Raw genomic sequence first — 19,614 nt, 5'->3', positions numbered from 1 at the left:
GGCATTTCAACCCAAGCCGCTACAGGGTTTCGCCTATCGTCGCGCACTACCCCGTTAGCCATTGCGGGCAATCTTCGTGGGTAACCTGAGGCAAACCAACCCGCCCTAGGACATGCCATGAGCGCCCTGACGCCAAAACCTGTCACGCCCCCCGCACTCCCGGCCCACACTGAATTCATTCGGAAAAAGCTGCCCTCCTGGCTCACCCGGGCCAACAAGATGCGGCGCGATGACTTGCGCCGCAGCCTGATCGACAGCAACCAGGCCCGGCATGACCTCAAGGCGCTGCTCAGCCAGCTCAAAAGCCCTTCGGAGTACGCCCGGCCGTATTTCGAACTTGCGCTCCACAACACCTTCTTCGGCCTGCTCGACAGTGAGCGTGGGGTTGTGTTGCGCGAATGGAAAAACCATCACCTGCTGGGCCTGATCAAGACCCACGCCAGGACCACCCAACAACCCCTGTTGGAAGCCGCACTGCAGAACTTTGAAGCGGATGAAGCCGAGGATGGCGGGATGGAAGCCGGATCGGCCATTTACAACGTGTATGGCGCCGCGATAACCCGGCAGCCCATCTCACCGATCATGTTCGCCGGTTTCTGTCGCAGCCTCGACCTGGGGAAGCATTACCTCCAACACCTTGAGACGCTGCTTGCGCCCAAGGACACACCCCAGGCAGCCGTGCAGGTACGCCAGCTTTTTTCCCGAAGTGAACAGACTCGGTTCGAAACCGGCTCGCATATCGCTCATTTGAGGGGCTGGATTGATCAAAGACTGTACAGCACTCTACTGGCCCTGGCCCGCAATGGCGGCCATCCCGACCTGCAATGCAACCACCTGACCCTGGGCGGCGTGGTGCTGCCGAGCGTGCTGGTCATCCACGATACGCAAGTGGATCGACAGCAACTGCTCTATATACCCGACGATCCCGTCGGCTCGTTCGGCAAGCATGAGTCAATGGAGTCCCTGGAACACTCGCTGGTACAACGCCTGGCCCAGCCCGCCTACTTCGGTTTTTTCCAGCGACTGGTACCGCTTCGACACCAGGGCACGCTGCTCACGGTGCTGCCCGCCAGGACCGTCGCGCCACGCATCGACTCTCCCGCCAGGGTGATTGCGGCCCGCCTTGAAGCCAAAGTCAGCCGTACCCTGATCCAGGGCGACGCGTTCCAGGCGGTCGCCATACAACGTATCCAACAGATCCGCGACGACGCCCGCACCCTGGCGGTGCCAACGGCAGATGCCGACGCCCTGAGCCGGCAGAAACGCCTGCATTACTTTGCCGAGACCGGTAAGTCGCTACTGTTCTTCGCGGCGTCATTCATTCCCATCGTGGGCGAAGTGCTGCTGGTGGTAACAGCCGCACAGCTGGTCGACAGCCTTTACAACGGGTTTGCCGCCTGGAGCCGAGGGGACAGCGACCAGGCCCTGAATGACATGATGGACGTGGTGGACACCGTCGCCCAGGGCGTCGCTACCGCAGGCGCGGTGAAAGCCGGAGGGTTCGGCGCGCGGTTGATCGCGGTCAAGGTGCAGGAACAGGGCATGCGCCTGTGGAACCCGGACATGGTGCCGTACCGCCAACTCAAGACACTGCCAGCGCAGGTGCCGGTCGACGCCCAGGGGCTGCAGCACTACGAGGGGCAGCATTACGTGTCTCTCGATGACCACCTGCACGCCCTGGCCCGCGACCCGCGCACCTCGCAATGGCGCCTGCAACACCCCAGCGACCCGCGCGCCTATCAGCCGCAGATGCTCAGCAATGACGTCGGCGGGTGGCGCCAGGAACACGAAACCGCCCGCGATTGGGACGACTTCAAACTGATCAAGCGGCTGGGCCCCGATGCGTCGAACATCAAGACATCGGCGGTGGAGCCGATCCTGCGGGTCAGTGGTGCCGACGCCAGCCTGCTGCGCCAGGCGCATCAGGAAGTCGTACGCCCGCCGCCGGGCCTGCGCGACACAGTCAGGCGCTTCAACCTGGCGCAGGAAATCGAAGACTTCAACTTCGCCCGTGCCGAAGGCAGCGAAGTGAGTCGACACTCTCCACTTATCCAGTTTCACCTGCTGGTATCCTTGCCAAAATGGCCGACGAACCGCGTGCTGAAGGTGGTCGATGAACAGCAACGGGTCCTGTTCAGCCACGGCAACCAGGGGCTGGAAATCACAGTCCCTGAAGCACGCTTTCGCAAAGGCGAGTTGCTGGACTGCCTGGAAGAACAACTGACCCAAGCGCAGTTCAATGAACTGCCCGCCAGACGGGTCGGACGCTCCAGCAACGTCGAAAACCTCGCATTCACCCTGGCGGCCGAGGCCCATGAGCACGCAGACCGCGTGTTTACCTGGCTCAACGACCGCGCCGAACAACCCGCGTCTGCGCTGGAGCAGACGATCCGTGACATCCTGCCCGGCCTATCGAAATATCATCTGGAAGAGGCGACCTGCGGGCTGAGCTTCGCAGATCAGCAGCGATTACAGCTGGAACGCTCCCTCACCGCGCAACAGCATTGGGAATTCGGCCAATACCTGAACCAATCCAGCGTCCATCGTGCCTACGAAAGCCTCTACCTGAAGACAACCCGCAGCCCCGACTACCCTGTGCTGGTGCTGACAGCACTGGAGTCTTTGCCCGGCTGGCCAACATCCAGTCGACTGGAGATCCGCGAGCAAACGCTCACCGGCCCCTTGCTCTATAGCAACGGAGCCGGCGAAAACGACACCGGGCACTTGCTGGTGCATGAACGAGAGCAGTTCACTTGCCATACCGCTCAAGGCCAAGCGCTGGGCGCACCAGCCGACCTGCTCACGGCTATCGATCAAAGCCTTTCAGACCGCGAGCGCAGTCACGTGCTGCGCCAGTCGGGAGTTGCGGACCTGCCCAGCGCCTTGCGCAAGGCCAGCCTCGAACTGCTGGCCAAACCCGCGCCGCCCAGACGTGCGCCAACACCGTGGGCAGACTCCCCTGCTGTACCGGGGCTGCCTTTCGACCCGCTTTTCGCCAGCCCGACGCCCCCCGAAGGGCTGACCTTGCGCGCAGACGGCGTCTACCAAGCCCCGCCCCTGCCGGATGGCAGCTACCGCTATTACGTGCTGGAGTCCGGCAACTACTATCTGGTCAAAGCCGACGCGCTGGGGTGGCGTTTGCTTGACGCCCGCAGCCGCTTCAGGGCCTACCAACCGTATATCGGCAAGAACGCAGAGGGCGGCTGGCAGATTGATCCGCAGAAGGATGCACTACTGGGCGGGATGCCGACACCCCCCAGGAGGCGCTCCGGCTCCACGTCCAGCGAGCTGTTCGAATCGGCCGACTCGAACGTCGACTATGAGTCAGCGCTGGAAAGTCTACCGTCGCCCCTCCCCAACCCACCTCATCCATACGGGCCCAGCGAGCTGCGCAGTATGCGCTCCCACGCCTCGTACCAGTTCAGTCAGAATTACCGAGGCCTCTACGACCGCGCCAACAATGGCCGCTATCCCCTACGCGATGTGGACGGCCAACCGATGCGCATCAAAGCCATGCAAAGCCAGGGCAAATCCCCAACGAGCGGTGCGCTGTTCGACAAGCAGCCGGTACTGCCGTACATCCAGTGGGAAGGTTATGAAAAGGTTGCGCAGTTGTATGACGAAAAAATCGAAGTGGTGCCCTTTACTCAAGCCCAGTGCCGCTTCGCCGAAGAGTCGGTATTGATAGGACAGTCGTGCGTGGTGAGCACGAAAGACTTGACGAAGGGGGAAGTGCTGGGAGTATACGGCGGCGGTTTACTGCCCCATCACATCGCCGGGTTTCGCCGGGACCCGTACCTGATCGACGTGCGCCCCTATCAGATCCCACACGAGACGACCGCGAGCCCCATCAACCGCGAAGTCGTGCTCTCAGGCGATAACGTGCTGTCGCGCATGAACACTATCTTTGACTACGAAGCCGGTTACCCGGTGCGCCAGGCAAGCGGTGGCTACAACGTCGAAGCAGTGTATTTCAATGTGGAGACCCAGAAAGGCGAGCAACCTCGGGAATCACTGAGGCTAACAGCATTCTTTACCCGTGAGGATATTTGCGCCGGCACCGAGCTGCGCTGGAACTACCAGTACAACGAACCGACCATCCGCGCGTTGTTCGGCCCGCTCCCCGAGACGCGCCCTTGAGCCTGGGTTTTACTCGTCGTCGTCGAAGTTATAACTGCCCGGCGCGAGGTTCTCGAAGCGTGTGTACTTACCGATGAACGCCAGGCGGATAAAGCCGATCGGGCCGTTCCGCTGCTTGCCGATGATGATCTCGGCAATGCCCTTGTGCTCGGTCTCGGGGTGGTACACCTCGTCGCGATACACGAACATGATCACGTCGGCGTCCTGCTCGATCGCGCCGGATTCGCGCAAGTCGGAGTTCACCGGGCGCTTGTTGGGGCGTTGTTCCAGGGAACGGTTGAGCTGGGACAGCGCCACCACCGGGCAGTTGAATTCCTTGGCCAGAGCTTTCAAGGACCGGGAGATTTCGGAAATCTCGTTGGTCCGGCTGTCGCCGCTGGAACCGGGGATCTGCATCAACTGCAGGTAGTCGATCATGATCAGGGCGATGTCGCCGTGTTCACGCACCAGGCGGCGGGTACGGGCGCGCATCTCGGATGGGCTGATGCCCGCAGTGTCATCGATGAACAGCTTGCGGTCGTTGAGCAGGTTGACCGCCGAGGTCAGGCGCGGCCAATCGTCGTCTTCCAGTTGGCCGGAACGCACCTTGGTCTGGTCGATACGCCCGAGCGACGAGAGCATCCGCATGATCAGCGATTCGCCGGGCATCTCCAGGGAGTACACCAGCACGGTCTTGTCGCTGCGCAACACGGCGTTTTCCACCAGGTTCATCGCGAAGGTGGTCTTACCCATCGACGGACGACCGGCGACGATGATCAAGTCGGACGGCTGCAGGCCGCTGGTCTTCTCGTCGAGGTCGGCATAACCGGTGGAAATACCAGTGATGGCGGCGTCGGTGTTGAACAGGGTGTCGATGCGGTCGATGGCCTTGGTCAACAGCTCGTTGACGCCCACCGGGCCACCGGTTTTCGGGCGGGCCTCGGCGATCTGGAAGATCTGGCGCTCGGCTTCGTCGAGGATCTCTTCGGCGGTGCGCCCTTCGGGGTTGAAGGCGCTGTCGGCGATCTCGGTGCTGATGCCGATCAGTTGGCGCAACGTGGCGCGCTGGCGAACGATCTGGGCATAGGCCTTGATGTTGGCGACGGACGGCGTGTTTTTTGCCAGTTCGCCCAGGTAGCCCAGGCCGCCGACTTGTGAGGTCTGGCCTTCCTTGTCCAATTGCTCGGCCAGGGTCACCACGTCGATCGGCGAGTTCTGGTCGGCCAGCTTGGCAATGGCACGGAAGATCAGGCGGTGGTCATGGCGATAGAAATCACCGTCCGAGACTTGATCCAGCACGCGCTCCCAGGCGTTGTTGTCCAGCATCAAACCACCGAGCACGGCCTGTTCGGCCTCGATGGAATGCGGCGGCACCTTCAGGGCAGCGGTTTGCAGATCGTATTGCTCAGGAGCTGAAATATCGTTCATGGCCACTTGGAATTTGGGGGTGTGTAGAAAAACAAAAGGCACGACCTGTAAACAGGATCGTGCCCGATGTTAACCGCCTGGCACGCGAGGTGCCAGTCAGTTAGGTGCGGCTTAAGCTGCTACCACGACAACGCGTACGGTGGCTTCAACTTCGGCGTGCAGGTGCACGGCTACGTCGAATTCGCCTACGTTGCGGATGGTGCCGTTCGGCAGACGAACTTCGCTCTTCTGCACTTCAACGCCGGAGGCGGTCAGTGCATCAGCGATGTCGTGGGTGCCGATCGAACCGAACAGCTTGCCTTCGTCACCGGCGGTGGCAGTGATAGTCACTTCCAGCTCAGCCAGTTGGGCAGCGCGAGTTTCGGCCGAAGCTTTTTTGTCTGCTGCGGCTTTTTCCAGCTCGGCACGACGCTCTTCAAACGCAGCCAGGTTGGCAGCGGTTGCAGCGGTGGCTTTGCCGTATGGCAGCAGGTAGTTACGACCGTAGCCGGCCTTAACGTTCACTTTGTCGCCCAGGTTGCCCAGGTTGGCGACTTTTTCCAGAAGGATCAGTTGCATGTGAAAATCCTCTAACTTTTAACCTTCACCGTTCGCGTTATCGGCGTCTTTCGGCGCCAGACGACCGCGAAAATCAATCAGGCCGTCGACAATGGCCAAAACCACGAGTAACGGATAGATCAGCTGCATGAACAGCACCATTGTTACGTACATCCCCACCAGCCAGAACTTGGCCAGGCGCTTCTGCGCGACCAGCCCGTGAATCAGGGCCAGTCCGGCGAACACCAGCGGTACGCTGCAAAACAGCACCAGCAAGGTGGCTTGTGAACCGAAGTACGGTCCGACCACCATGAGTGCCAGCAGCAACATCGCCGGGCCCACGGGGATTCTGATACTGCGAAACTCGCGACCAAAACCACCCGGGTTGTACAACAACGCCTGCCAATAACGCCCAAGCATCAGGCTCAGCACGCTGACGATCTGCATCATTACCGCCATCAGGCCGATCAGGGCCGGTGCAATCAGTGTCGCAAGACGCGCTCGCTCATCTACCGAAAGCTGCTGGTAGAGTTCCCCGAGGGCCATCGGCAGGATCTTGACGATCTCTTGCGACAGCGCCTCGATCTGCGGGCGGAAAGCCGCGTCGATCAACACCGAAAACACCAACCCCACTGCCACGCTGACCAGCAGCGTGCGGGCCCAGGACTCACTTGCGCGCAAAACCAACGCAAGGCTCGACGACCCCAGCAGCACCAGAAGTACCTTGGGTTCGCCCAGTTGCAGCCACCAGATCAAGGCGGCCAGCACTCCCAGGGCCAGGACGCCAAGGGCATCCTGCAAACCGCGCCGCAGCAGCACAAGGCAACCTGCGGCAGCACCCAACCAATACAACAACGGCAATGCTGCACATCCAGCCACTACCAGAGTGGCCTGCACGCGACCGCGCATGATGAACTCAGCTAAGGCGCGCATGCATTCAATCCCTTACTACTTGTCGACTGCCCGGTCTCAGCGGCCGTGGCTGTCGGTGTAGGCCAGCAGGGCCAGGAAGCGGGCGCGCTTGATAGCGGTGGCCAGCTGACGCTGATAACGTGCTTTGGTACCGGTGATACGGCTTGGAACGATTTTGCCGGTCTCGGATACGTAGGCTTTCAGAGTGTTGAGATCTTTGTAATCGATCTCTTTCACGTCTTCAGCGGTGAAGCGGCAGAATTTACGACGACGGAAGAAACGTGCCATTTGATAGGCTCCTTAAAAGGTCCGTGGATTACTCGTCAGCGTTATCGCTGTTGTCGCTGTCATCACTATCAACGCTATCAGCGCCTTCGTGCTCAGGACGGTCGCGACGCTCACGGCGCTCACTGCGGTTTTCTTCAGCCTTGAGCATCTCGGATTGGCCGGTAACGGCTTCTTCGCGACGGATGACCAGGTTACGGATCACTGCATCGTTGTAGCGGAAGTTGTCTTCCAGCTCGGCCAGGGCCTTGCCAGTGCACTCAACGTTCAGCATCACGTAGTGAGCCTTGTGAACATTGTTGATTGCGTAGGCCAGTTGACGACGGCCCCAATCTTCCAGACGGTGGATTTTGCCGCCGTCTTCTTCGATCAGCTTGGTGTAACGCTCAACCATGCCGCCGACTTGCTCGCTTTGATCCGGGTGGACCAAAAAGATGATTTCGTAATGACGCATGAATGCTCCTTACGGGTTGTAGCCTGCCGCTCAAAAACGGTCAGACAAGGAGTGAATGACACTTATGGATCTTGCCGCAGGGAGGCACATCGGTGCCCGCCAGGAAGGCAAGGGGCGCAATTGTAGAGAAGGGGGAGGATGCGCGCAAGGTGATTGGTGATTATTTGAACAATCTTCCAAGCACCCCAAAACGACTGTGGGAGGGGGCTTGCCCCCGATTACGGAGGATCAGCCACATCATCTGCAACTGACACACCGCTATCGGGGGCAAGCCCCCTCCCACATTTTGATTACTTCTTCGGTTTGGCCTTGGCCTTCGCGCCACGCTGGCGCTGGGCTTCGAACAGGCAGACGCCGGTAGCCACCGACACGTTGAGGCTGCTGACGCTACCGGCCATCGGCAGGTGCACCAGGTAATCGCAATGCTCACGGGTCAGGCGACGCATGCCTTTACCTTCGGCGCCCATGATCAGGATGGTCGGGCCGGTGAGGTCCTGGTCATAAATGCTGACCTCGGCCTCCCCCGCCGTACCCACGACCCACAGGCCACGCTGCTGGAGTTTCTCCAGGGTGCGTGCCAGGTTGGTCACGGCCACCAGCGGAATCACTTCCGCCGCGCCACACGCGACTTTACGCACCACCGGCGTCAGGGTCGCCGACTTGTCTTTGGGCACAATCACCGCCAGCGCGCCGGCAGCATCCGCCGAACGCAGGCAGGCGCCGAGGTTGTGCGGGTCGGTCACGCCGTCGAGCACCAGCAGCAACGGTGCACCTTCGGTACGGTCGAGCAGCTCGTCGAGCATCGCCTCGCCCCAGACCTGGCTCGGGCTGACATCCGCCACCACGCCCTGGTGAACGCCCTCTACCCACACGTCCATTTCACGACGCTCGGCCTGGCCGATGGCAACCTTGTTTTGCGTGGCCAGTTCAACCAGCGCTTGTACGCGCGGCTCGCTGCGGCCTTCCGCCAGCCAGACTTGCTTGACGCGCTTGGGGTGGTGACGCAGCAGTGCTTCCACGGCGTGGACGCCGTAGATTTTTTCCAGACTCATGACTTGGCCTTAGGTTTGCGCGAGCCGCCGCTTTTCGCGGGAGCCGAACCCGCTTTTGGCGGGCCTTTACGGTGTTTACTGGGCTTGCTCGACGGCTTTTCCGCCCCGTGGGACTTTCCCCCAGACGCCGCTTTACCACCGCTTTTGGCTTCGTTGAGCAACTGCTGCTTCAACTCACGACTCTTGCGCAGTTCGGCGTTTTTCGCCGCTGCGTCGCTTGGGCGGTAGGCTTCGGGGGCCTTTTCCTTGGTCGATGAGCGGCGACCGGCCTTGGCAGGCGCTGGCTCTGCAGCCACCTTAGCTGGAGCACCCTTGCCTTTGCTGGCGGGAGCCGTGGTTTCACTGCCACGTTTTTTACGGCTGCCCGGCGCTTCTGCGGGCTTGTCGGGCATGCCGAAGTCGATCTTGCGCTCGTCGAGATCGACGCGCATGACCTGCACTTCCACGGTATCGCCCAGACGGAAGCTGCGACCGCTACGCTCGCCCGCCAGGCGGTGGTGCACAGGGTCAAAGTGGTAGTAGTCGCCCGGCAAGGCGGTGACGTGCACCAGGCCCTCGACGTAGATATCGGTCAGCTCCACAAACAGACCAAAGCCGGTCACGGCCGTGATCACACCCGGGAACGATTCGCCTACGCGATCCTTCATGAACTCGCACTTGAGCCAGTTCACTACGTCGCGGGTAGCTTCGTCGGCGCGGCGCTCGCTCATGGAGCACTGCTCGCCCAGCTGTTCCAGGGCCGCTTCGTCGTACGGATAGATCCGTGCCTTCGGAATAGTCATGGCACCGGCGCGCTTGACGTGCGGAGTGTTCTGTTTGGAGTGGATCACGCTGCGGATGGCGCGGTGCGTGAGCAGGTCCGGGTAACGACGGATCGGCGAGGTGAAGTGGGTGTACGCCTCGTAATTCAGGCCGAAGTGGCCCTGGTTGTCGGCGCTGTACACCGCCTGGCTCAGGGAGCGCAGCATCACGGTCTGGATCACGTGGTAATCCGGACGATCCTTGATGCTGGCCAGCAGAGCCTGATAATCCTTCGGCGTCGGGCCGTCCTTGCCTTTGTGCAGGGACAGGCCGAGTTCACCGAGGAACGCGCGCAGTTTTTCCAGGCGCTCCGGCGGCGGGCCGTCGTGCACGCGGTACAACGCAGGGATCTCGTGCTTCTTCAGGAATTCAGCGGTGGCCACGTTGGCCGCCAGCATGCATTCCTCGATCAGCTTGTGCGCATCGTTACGGGTGGTCGGGGTGATCGCGGCGATCTTGCGCTCGGAACCGAAGACAATCCGGGTTTCCTGGGTTTCAAAATCGATCGCGCCACGGGTATGACGTGCGCCCAGCAATACCTTGTACAGCGCATAGAGCTGCTTGAGGTGCGGCACGACATGGCCGTACTCGCCGCGCAAGGCTTTGGCTTCGCTGGTTTTCGGCTGCTCCAGGATGGTGCTGACCTTGTTGTAGGTCAGGCGCGCCTGGGAGTGGATCACCGCTTCATAGAACTGGTAGTCCGTCATTTCGCCGGTTTTCGAGATAGTCATCTCGCACACCATGGCCAAACGGTCGACTTTCGGGTTCAGCGAGCACAGGCCGTTGGACAACTCCTCGGGCAGCATCGGAATCACGCGTTCGGGGAAGTACACCGAGTTGCCACGCACCTGCGCCTCGGCATCCAGGGCCGAACCGATCTTCACATAGCTGGAGACGTCGGCAATCGCCACGTACAGCTTCCAGCCGCCGGAGAACAGGCGCAGCTTGCCTGGCTTGGCCTCGCAGTAGACCGCATCGTCGAAGTCGCGGGCGTCTTCGCCGTCGATAGTGACGAACGGCAGATCGCGCAGGTCGATGCGCTTCTCTTTGTCCTTCTCTTCGACTTCCGGCTTGAGCTTGCGCGCTTCTTTCACGACAGCTTCGGGCCAGACGTGAGGAATGTCATAGGTGCGCAGCGCGACATCGATTTCCATGCCCGGCGCCATGTAGTTGCCGACCACTTCAATCACGTCGCCCTGCGGCTGGAAGCGCGGCGTCGGCCAGTGGGTGATCTTCACCTCGACGAACTGGCCGATCTTGGCGTTGGCGTTGCGGCCCGGGGTGATCAGCACTTCCTGCTGCACCTTGGGGTTGTCCGGCACGACAAAACCGATGCCGCCTTCTTCGAAGTAGCGACCAACGATGGTCTCGTGACCACGGGACACCACTTCGACGATCACGCCTTCGCGGCGACCGCGACGGTCGAGACCGGAAACGCGCGCCAGGGCACGGTCGCCATCGAACACCAGGCGCATTTGCGCCGGGCTCATGAACAGATCGTCGCTGCCGTCGTCCGGGATCAGAAAGCCGAAGCCGTCACGGTGACCGGCGATGCGACCGAGGATCAGGTCGAGCTTGTCCACAGGCGCGTAAGTGCCACGGCGGGTGTAGATCAGTTGTGCGTCGCGCTCCATGGCGCGCAGGCGGCGGCGCAGGGCTTCGAGTTGGTCTTCGGTGGTCAGACCGAATTCTTCGACCAACTGCTCGCGGCTAGCAGGCGAACCCCGATCGGCGAGATGCGCCAGGATCAGTTCGCGGCTAGGAATAGGGTTTTCATATTTTTCCGCTTCACGAGCGGCCTCGGGATCGAGGGACTGCCAATCGGCCATTAGAGAGTTTTCACCTTGTCTATATACGGGTTAGTTTGGCATACGCGTATTGAAACGGGAAATTTCAGACGTCAACAAGCCTTTTAAAGCCCTTTGCAGCCCGCAACGGGCACCTTGCACGACCACTGGCGAAATTTTCCAGGCTTTTTTCGTGGCGGGGGTTTACAGCTTAAAATCCCCTCCGTATAGTGCGCGCCATCGACGACGGCAACGTTGTTTGATAATGCCCAGGTGGTGAAATTGGTAGACACGCCAGCTTCAGGTGCTGGTGACCTTACGGTCGTGGAAGTTCGAGTCTTCTCCTGGGCACCAAATTCAGATCAAACCCGCGAAAGCGGGTTTTTTCGTTTCAAGGCTTTGATTTTTAACGGAAAACTTGATTTATTTTTTTGAATCAGGGGTTTACAGATCAAAAAGCCCTCCGTATAGTTCGCTCCATCAACAGCGCAAGCGTTGTTGATAATGCCCAGGTGGTGAAATTGGTAGACACGCCAGCTTCAGGTGCTGGTGATCGCAAGGTCGTGGAAGTTCGAGTCTTCTCCTGGGCACCAAATTCAGATCAAACCCGCAAAAGCGGGTTTTTTCGTTTCCGGGGTTTGAAAACTTCCCTGTCGATTTCCACCTGCATCCGCACCTGAGAAACTTTATCGTTTATCCTTGCAATGATTTGTTGCACACAAGCGAGGAAAACTTCGGATGACCATCCGCGATACCCGTCTCAAGACATCCCTTCTGCGTGGCCTGACCCTCACTCTGCTCGGCCTGACCTTGCTCTCCCCCACCGCCTACTCCGCCGACAAGGTCTCCCTGACCCTGTACAACGGCCAGCACAAAGAAGTCGGCGACGAGCTCGCCAAGGCCTTCGAAGCCAAGACCGGCATCCACGTCAACGTGCGCAAAGGCAGCAGCAACCAGCTGGCCAGCCAGGTCGTCGAAGAAGGCGACCGCTCCCCTGCCGACGTGATCTACACCGAAGAATCGCCGCCGCTGAACAAACTCGGCGAGCAAGGCCTGCTGGCCAAGATCGACGCCAGCACCCTCGACGTATTGCCCAAGGATTATGTTGGCGCCCATGGCGACTGGATGGGCGTAACCGCACGCACCCGTGTCGTGGCGTTCAACCCGAAACTGATCGCCGAAAAAGACCTACCCAAATCGGTACTCGACTTTGCCGGCCCCGAGTGGCAAGGCAAGGTCGGCTTCGTGCCGACCAGCGGCGCGTTCCAGGAACAGGCTGTGGCGATCATCAAGCTGCACGGTCGTGAAGCCGCCGAAGAATGGCTGACCGGCCTGCGCGCCTTCGGCAAGGTGTACAGCAACAACATGGTTGCGCTGAAAGCCGTCGAAAACGGCGAAGTGGCCACCGTTCTGGTGAACAACTACTACTGGTTCGCCCTGAAGAAAGAAAAGACCAATCTGGATTCCCAACTGCACTACTTCACCAATGGCGACTCCGGTGGCCTGATCACCGTGTCTTCCGCCGCCGCGCTGAAATCCAGCAAGCACCCCAAGGAAGCCCAGCAATTGTTGGCATTCATGGCCAGTGAAGAAGGCCAGCGCGTGATCACCAATACCTCGGCCGAATACCCGCTGCGCAAGGGTATGGAATCCAATCGCGGTCTCAAGCCTTTCAGCGAACTGCAACCGCCGAAAGTCACCCCGGCCGACCTGGGCAACGCCGAAGAAGCCCTGGACCTGGAACGTGACGTTGGCTTGAACTGATGAACCCATCGCTACCCGCCCTGCGCACAGGGTTCAGCCCGCGGCGCAAGCGCCCGTCGATCTGGCTGTTGCTACCGGTGCTATTTCTGGTTGGCTTGAGCCTACTGCCGCTGGCGTACGTCGGCACCAAGGCCTGGCAAGCGGGCTGGGCGGAGGCGGTGCATCTGCTGTGGCGACCGTATGTGTTTGGGTTACTGCGCAACACCCTGGCGCTGATGGTCGGGGTAACGGTAGCGTGCGGCGTGATCGGCCTGTCCCTGGCTTGGTTGCTGGAGCGCAGCAACCTGCCGGGGCGGCGCATCTGGGGTGTGATCCTGTGCCTGCCGTTTGCGGTGCCGGCGTTTGTCAGCAGCTTTACCTGGGTGTCGTTGAGCGCCAGTTTCGAAGGGCTCGGCGGGGCGATCCTGGTGATGAGCCTGTCGAAGTACCCGCTGGTGTTCTTGCCGGTGGCGGCAACGCTGCGCAATCTTGATCCCGCACTGGAAGAGTCGGCCCGTACCCTGGGACTGAACCGCTGGGGCATCTTCTTTCGCGTGACTTTGCCGTTGTTGTGGCCCTCGCTGCTGGCTGGAGCATTGCTGATCGCGCTGCACATGCTGGTGGAGTTCGGTGCGCTGTCAATCATTGGGTTGCAGACCTTCACCACCGCGATCTACCAACAGTTCGAGCTGGAATTCAGCAATGCGAATGCCGCGATGCTCTCGGCGGTGCTGCTGGTGATGTGCCTGACGCTGCTATGGCTGGAGCTGCGCGTGCGCGGCAAGGGCCGGCACGTGCGCATTGGCCAGGGCGCAGCGCGACATGCGGAGCAGGTTCGATTGGGTAAGTGGGCGCCACTGAGCCAGGTGTATTGCCTGGCGCTGGCGATCATCGGCAGCGGCATTCCCCTGGGGATGCTCGGTTATTGGCTGGCAGTAGGTTCGTCGGCTGCATTTCCGCTGGCCGAGATCAGTGAGGCGTTGCTGTCCTCCCTGGCGCTGTCGCTCGGCGGCGCCGCGCTTTGCCTGGTGCTGGCGGTGCCGGTCGGACTGCTGGTGGTGCGCTACAAAGGCCAACTGGCGATCTGGGCCGAGCGCCTGCCTTACTTGCTGCACGCCTTGCCCGGCCTGGTGATCGCACTGAGTCTGGTGTATTTCGCCCTGCATTACGTGCCAGCGCTGTACCAGACCTCGGCGTTGTTGCTGATTGCTTATGCGCTTTTGTTTTTGCCGCTGGCCCAGGCACCGATTCGTACGGCGCTGAACAAGGCGGCGCCGCAATTGGAAGAGGCGGCACGGACTCTAGGCGCGTCGTCGTTCAGCGCGTTTTGCCGGGTGACCTTGCCGATTATCTTCCCGGCATTGGGTGCTGCGTTTGCGCTGGTATTCCTGGATGCGATGAAGGAATTGACGGCTACCTTGCTGCTGAGCCCGACCGGGTTGAATACCCTGGCCACAGCCGTTTGGGCGCATACCTCGAACGTGGAGTTCGCGGCGGCGGCGCCTTATGCGGCGCTGTTGATTCTGGTATCCGGGTTGCCGGTGTATTTGCTCACGACGCGGATGTATCTGAGCCGTTGAGACCGCCATCGGGGGCAAGCCCCCTCCCACAGTTGACCGAGTTCCAGCTATGGAATGCTGACAAATGTGGGAGGGGGCTTGCCCCCGATGAGGCCGGTACAGGCAAAACTACGCCCTGAACTGCCCCAGGCTCGCCTTCAACTGCGCCGCCAACCCATCCAGCACCTTGCCACTGGCGGTAGTCTCCACCACCGCCTGAGCAGCACGCTCGGCCTGGGCATGGATCACCTCGACCCGGCCGCGCACCGCATGGGCGCCCTGGGCCTGGTGCTCGGCTGCACGCGTCGCCAAACCAATCGCGGCATGCACCTGCTCCACCGAGGCCTGCACCGTCTGCTGCAAACGCACGCTGTCACGCAGCACCAACAAGCCTTCGTTGGCCTGGCGCCCAGCCTTGCCGATGGTTTCCACCGCCTCCCGCGCGCCTTGCTGCAACGCCACGATATGCGCCTGGATATCGCCGGTGGAGCTTTGGGTCTTGCTCGCCAGTGCGCGCACCTCATCCGCCACCACCGCGAAGCCGCGCCCGGTTTCACCCGCACGTGCCGCCTCAATCGCCGCGTTGAGTGCCAGCAGGTTGGTTTGCTCGGCAATACCGTGAATCACGGTCAGCACCACCTCGATCTGCTCGCTTTGCTGGGCCAGGCGCTCGATGACCGTGGAACCGGCCTGGACTTGCCCCGCCAGCGCCTCGATCAAACTGCCGACTTCAGCCGAGGTGCGCGAGTTCTCGTCCGTGGCCTGACGGATATCCACCACCTGCTGCAACGCCGCCTGCATCGCATGACTTTCGGCCTGCGCCTCATCGGCCATTTGCGACAGTGCGCGCAAGCTCTCGGCCACTTCATCGCGCTGCAAGCCGGCGGCCGCATCGGCACCTGCGTTGCGCAGGGTCATGGCACCAATTTCCACACCGGTACGCTGGGCCACATCCCCCGCCTCACGCACGATGGGCTGCAACTTATCCACAAAGCGATTGACCGCCGAAGCCATGTCGCCGATTTCATCTTTGCTGCTGATCTGCACGCGCTTGGTGAGATCACCCTCGCCCGCCGCCAAATCGTCCATGGCCGCGATCAGCAGCTTCAAGCGGTTGACCACACGGCGACCCAGCACCACAGCGATCAACAGCAATACGCCAAGACCGACCAGCGCGAGCCCCATGCCGATACGCCAGCGCAGGGTGCCAGCAGCGTCCTGAACGGCGCTCGTGGTATTGGCCGTCATCTGGGTGGCCGTGGCTTGCGCAGATTGCAAGCGGGCGCCCATGGCGGCAGCGCTGTCGGCCGCCGCGCCCTTGAGGCTATCGCCGACCAGTTGATCCCCGCTGGCGATCAGCGCCGCAAAACGTTTATCGAGCGCTTGCAGGTCAGCCTCAACCGCAGCCGTCGAAACCCCCATGCGCACCTTGCCGATCTCTACGCCATTGGGGCTGATGGACGCCTCCACGTAGAACACCGAAGGATCATCTTTGGCCGCATCCAACACTTTATCCAGGGCACGATCACCCTTGCCCTTGTCCAACAACGCCTGGTTGATCGGGTTTTCACGGTTCAGGTAGCGCGTCAGGTGCTCGCCCGCCGCGTCGTCATAGACCACGAACAGCACGTTGGGATTGCGCTGGGCGCGCCGGGCGAACTCCGACAGCGTCGGCACGTCGCTGTCCCACATGGCGCGGGGCGCCACCGAGGCCAGCAGTTGCGCCATGTCATTGGCAGAGTCTTTCAGGTCTTTTTCCAGGGTCGCACGCAGTTGCTTCTGCTCTTCCTGCAGGCGGGTCGAGAGCCCTGCGGTTAGACGCTGACGGGTGCTCGTAGACAAGCTATCGAGACTGGACGTGACTTCCTTGCCAGCCTGGGCCAATTCGCCGGACAGCTTCTGGCTGTCGACACCCAGGCGATTGCCCAGATCTGCCTCCAGTGCAGTGACCGTGCTTCGCGTCAGGGCGACCGCCACCAGCACTTGCACCAAAAGAGCGATACCTAGGGTAACGAACACTGGCCGCAACAGACGGCTTTGTAACAATGAGAGAACGGCAGACATCGGGAATCCCTCCACCACGGGTGCCATTAATTTGATAGCACCGCGAAAGAAAGAACCAAAGCAAGGGTCGTGCCGCCCAGGCGACAGAAACGACAAAGGGCTCCCGAAGGAGCCCTTTGCTTTTTACATCAACAGCTTATTAAGCGAACGGATGACGCAGAACAATGGTTTCGTTGCGGTCCGGACCTGTCGAAATAATGTCAATCGGCGCACCGATCAGCTCTTCGACACGTTTGATGTAGGCACGGGCGTTAACCGGCAGCTCTTCCAGGGTCTTGGCGCCCACGGTCGATTCGGTCCAGCCCGGCACTTCTTCGTACACAGGCTGCAGGCCCACGTAGCTGTCGGCGTCGGTCGGAGCAACGTCCTTGCCTTCGGCATCTTTATAGCCGATGCAGATGTTGATGGTTTCCAGACCGTCGAGGACGTCCAGCTTGGTCAGGCAGATGCCCGAGATGCTGTTCACATCGATAGCGCGACGCAGGATAACGGCGTCGAACCAGCCACAACGACGAGCACGGCCGGTGGTCGCGCCGAATTCGTGACCTTGCTTGGCCAGGTGAGCGCCGACGTCGTCGAACAGCTCAGTCGGGAACGGGCCCGAACCTACGCGAGTGGTGTAAGCCTTGGTGATGCCCAGGATGTAGTCCAGGAACATCGGGCCAACGCCGGAACCGGTCGCAACGCCACCTGCGGTGGTGTTGGAGCTGGTCACGTACGGGTAGGTACCGTGGTCGATGTCCAGCAGGGAGCCTTGGGCGCCTTCGAACATGATGTCTTTGCCAGCGCGACGCAGGTCGTGCAGCTCGGCGGTTACGTCGAGCATGAGTGGCTTGAGCAGCTCTGCGTATTCCTTGCACTCGGCCAGGGTTTTCTCGAACTCGATGGCTGGCTCTTTGTAGTAACCGACCAGCATGAAGTTGTGGTAATCCACCAGTTCACGCAGCTTGTCTTCAAAGCGCGGCATGTTGAGCAGGTCGCCCACACGCAGGCCACGACGTGCAACCTTGTCTTCGTACGCCGGGCCGATGCCGCGACCGGTAGTACCGATCTTCAGCTCGCCACGGGCCTTTTCACGGGCCTGGTCCAGCGCAACGTGGAAGGACAGGATCAGCGGGCAAGACGGGCTGATACGCAGGCGCTCGCGCACGGGTACGCCTTTTTCTTCCAGCTTGGTGATCTCACGCAGCAGGGCGTCCGGTGCAACCACTACGCCGTTGCCGATCAGGCACTGCACGCCTTCGCGCAGTACGCCCGACGGGATCAGGTGCAAAACGGTTTTTTCGCCATCGATGACCAGGGTGTGGCCAGCGTTGTGGCCACCTTGGTAGCGCACTACGGCGGCAGCATGTTCGGTCAGCAGATCAACGATCTTGCCTTTGCCCTCATCACCCCATTGGGTGCCCAGGACTACGACATTCTTACCCATAACACTTGTCCTCATTCGCGCAAACTTGGTGCCGGCGATGGCCGGCAGGAAAACTCAAGAAGCCAGTGGCGATACTTGCCAAAGCCCGTTCTGCAGAATCAATTGCCGGTCGCAGTCCGCTTCACGGGCGGCGGCCAATGGCTGGCCAGGCAGGGCCTGGACAACACGCTGACCCTCACTGCGCAACTGGCAAACCTGCTGCCAGAGTGCTGCGTCCGTACTGTCGGGCATCCAGATGCCACCAGACGGCAGCTCGACCTCAGCACGCCCCAGGGTCACCAGGGTTTTCAAATCGGTGGAAAAACCGGTGGCCGGACGCGCACGACCGAAGTCGGCGCCGATATCGTCATAACGACCGCCTTGGGCGATGGCCTGGCCAACACCCGGTACAAACACCGCGAACACCACGCCGGTGTGGTAGTGGTAACCGCGCAACTCACCCAGATCAAAGTACAGCGGCAGCTCCGGGAAGCGCGCCGACAACTGCTCGGCAATTGCCAGCACGTCATCCAGTGCCGCCAGTACCGGCGCCGGCGCATTGGCCAGGCGCTCACGGGCTGCCACCAGCACTTCACGGCCGCCGCACAGGTTGACCAGTGCACGCAGCATGTCAGCCAGATCGGCAGGCACGCCAGCCGTGAGGGCGATCACTTCATCAATGGCCTTGCGTTGCAGGGCATCGAACAGCTGTTGTTCCACTTCACCGGACAAACCAGCCGCACGGGCCAGGCCACGGTAAATACCGACATGACCCAGGTCCATGTGGACATCCGGCACGTCGGCCAGTTGCAGCATGGCCAGCATCAAGCTGATCACTTCAACGTCGCTGCTCGGGCTGGCATCGCCATACAGCTCGGCGCCCAACTGGATCGGGCTACGGGAAGACGACAAGGCACGCGGCTGTGCGTGCAGCACGCTGCCGGCGTAGCACAGGCGGCTCGGGCCTTCGCGGCGCAGGGTGTGCGCATCGATGCGCGCCACTTGCGGCGTGATATCGGCGCGGAAACCCATCTGACGGCCCGACTGCGGGTCGATGACCTTGAAGGTGCGCAGATCCAGGTCCTGGCCCGCGCCGGTCAGCAGGGATTCCAGGTACTCGATATGGGGGGTCACGACAAACTCGTAACCCCAGCTCTGGAACAGATCCAACACCTGGCGACGCGCTATTTCGATGCGCGCAGCTTCCGGTGGCAGTACTTCTTCGATGCCATCTGGCAGCAGCCAGCGGTCTACCGTTGCCATTACGCCATTCCCCTTTGATCCGGGCGGCCAGCCCTCGGCCGAGCCTTGAGTGAAGCAGAAAATGCGCGCCGCCTGCATAAACCACGCGCAAGAGCGACGTGACGAACGGCCTGCAATCGGCCTCGTCGGGCACTTTCCTCGAAAAACCTGTCACGCCTGCCGAATCAAACATGCAGACGCAAAAAAGCCGGGAATTTCCCGG

At 61.1% G+C, this 19,614-nt stretch carries 13 protein-coding genes and 2 tRNA genes; 5 read left to right on the top strand and 10 right to left on the bottom strand.

All coding sequences use genetic code 11. The features are described from left to right. The first annotated feature begins 117 nt into the window (after window positions 1-117). Complete coding sequence (locus M2497_RS03600; RefSeq protein WP_248485866.1) at window positions 118-4,140, top strand: DUF6543 domain-containing protein; 4,023 nt, start codon at window positions 118-120, stop codon at window positions 4,138-4,140. Window positions 4,141-4,149: 9 nt separating this feature from the next. Here the strand turns inward: M2497_RS03600 and dnaB are convergent, their stop codons facing one another. The 7 genes from dnaB to rnr all read right to left on the bottom strand — a co-directional run bounded on the left by dnaB (window position 4,150) and on the right by rnr (window position 11,417). Continuing rightward, entirely contained in the window at window positions 4,150-5,547 is a 1,398-nt protein-coding gene (dnaB, locus tag M2497_RS03595) for a replicative DNA helicase (RefSeq protein ID WP_016976916.1), read from the bottom strand. Window positions 5,548-5,658: 111 nt separating this feature from the next. After that, window positions 5,659-6,105, bottom strand: coding sequence for a 50S ribosomal protein L9 (gene rplI / locus M2497_RS03590; RefSeq protein ID WP_003171376.1), 447 nt, complete (start codon window positions 6,103-6,105; stop codon window positions 5,659-5,661). 18 nt (window positions 6,106-6,123) lie between these two features. Further along, entirely contained in the window at window positions 6,124-7,017 is an 894-nt protein-coding gene (locus M2497_RS03585; RefSeq protein ID WP_071497212.1) for a hypothetical protein, read from the bottom strand. 36 nt (window positions 7,018-7,053) lie between these two features. Beyond that, entirely contained in the window at window positions 7,054-7,284 is a 231-nt protein-coding gene (rpsR, locus tag M2497_RS03580; protein ID WP_002551829.1) for a 30S ribosomal protein S18, read from the bottom strand. 28 nt (window positions 7,285-7,312) lie between these two features. Then, window positions 7,313-7,735 carry a 30S ribosomal protein S6 gene (rpsF, locus tag M2497_RS03575; RefSeq protein ID WP_010563335.1) on the bottom strand — a complete coding sequence of 141 codons (423 nt, stop codon included), beginning with the start codon at window positions 7,733-7,735 and terminating at the stop codon, window positions 7,313-7,315. A gap of 290 nt (window positions 7,736-8,025) precedes the next feature. Beyond that, complete coding sequence (rlmB, locus tag M2497_RS03570; protein WP_003188074.1) at window positions 8,026-8,787, bottom strand: 23S rRNA (guanosine(2251)-2'-O)-methyltransferase RlmB; 762 nt, start codon at window positions 8,785-8,787, stop codon at window positions 8,026-8,028. Continuing rightward, window positions 8,784-11,417 carry a ribonuclease R gene (gene rnr, locus M2497_RS03565; RefSeq protein ID WP_248485865.1) on the bottom strand — a complete coding sequence of 878 codons (2,634 nt, stop codon included), beginning with the start codon at window positions 11,415-11,417 and terminating at the stop codon, window positions 8,784-8,786. Before rnr ends, rlmB begins: the two co-directional genes overlap by 4 nt. A 225-nt stretch (window positions 11,418-11,642) precedes the next feature. Between rnr and M2497_RS03560 the strand changes: the two genes are divergently transcribed. From M2497_RS03560 to M2497_RS03545, 4 genes are all read left to right on the top strand, one after another. Then, window positions 11,643-11,729: transfer RNA gene (locus M2497_RS03560), tRNA-Leu, on the top strand. Window positions 11,730-11,881: 152 nt separating this feature from the next. Next, window positions 11,882-11,968 (top strand) — tRNA-Leu (locus tag M2497_RS03555). A gap of 145 nt (window positions 11,969-12,113) precedes the next feature. Beyond that, complete coding sequence (locus M2497_RS03550; RefSeq protein ID WP_248485864.1) at window positions 12,114-13,139, top strand: iron ABC transporter substrate-binding protein; 1,026 nt, start codon at window positions 12,114-12,116, stop codon at window positions 13,137-13,139. After that, window positions 13,139-14,698, top strand: a complete 1,560-nt coding sequence (locus M2497_RS03545) for an iron ABC transporter permease (protein WP_248485863.1) — start codon at window positions 13,139-13,141, stop codon at window positions 14,696-14,698. The genes M2497_RS03550 and M2497_RS03545 overlap by 1 nt, the downstream gene beginning before the upstream one ends. Window positions 14,699-14,806: 108 nt before the next feature. Here M2497_RS03545 and M2497_RS03540 read toward each other — a convergent pair whose 3' ends face one another. From M2497_RS03540 to M2497_RS03530, 3 genes are all read right to left on the bottom strand, one after another. Next, on the bottom strand, window positions 14,807-16,741 hold the full coding sequence (locus M2497_RS03540; RefSeq protein WP_248485862.1) for a methyl-accepting chemotaxis protein: 1,935 nt from the start codon (window positions 16,739-16,741) through the stop codon (window positions 14,807-14,809). Window positions 16,742-16,880: 139 nt separating this feature from the next. Beyond that, entirely contained in the window at window positions 16,881-18,170 is a 1,290-nt protein-coding gene (locus M2497_RS03535) for an adenylosuccinate synthase (RefSeq protein ID WP_248485861.1), read from the bottom strand. A 54-nt stretch (window positions 18,171-18,224) separates the two neighbouring features. Further along, entirely contained in the window at window positions 18,225-19,412 is a 1,188-nt protein-coding gene (locus tag M2497_RS03530) for an ATP phosphoribosyltransferase regulatory subunit (RefSeq protein ID WP_248485860.1), read from the bottom strand. Between the last annotated feature and the right edge of the window lie 202 nt (window positions 19,413-19,614).

The sequence above is a fragment of the Pseudomonas sp. CYM-20-01 genome, from assembly GCF_023169845.1.
Lineage (GTDB): Bacteria > Pseudomonadota > Gammaproteobacteria > Pseudomonadales > Pseudomonadaceae > Aquipseudomonas > Aquipseudomonas azotoformans.
The sequence above is the reverse complement of the archived record's forward strand: the minus strand, read 5'-3'. Positions and strand labels throughout refer to the sequence as shown.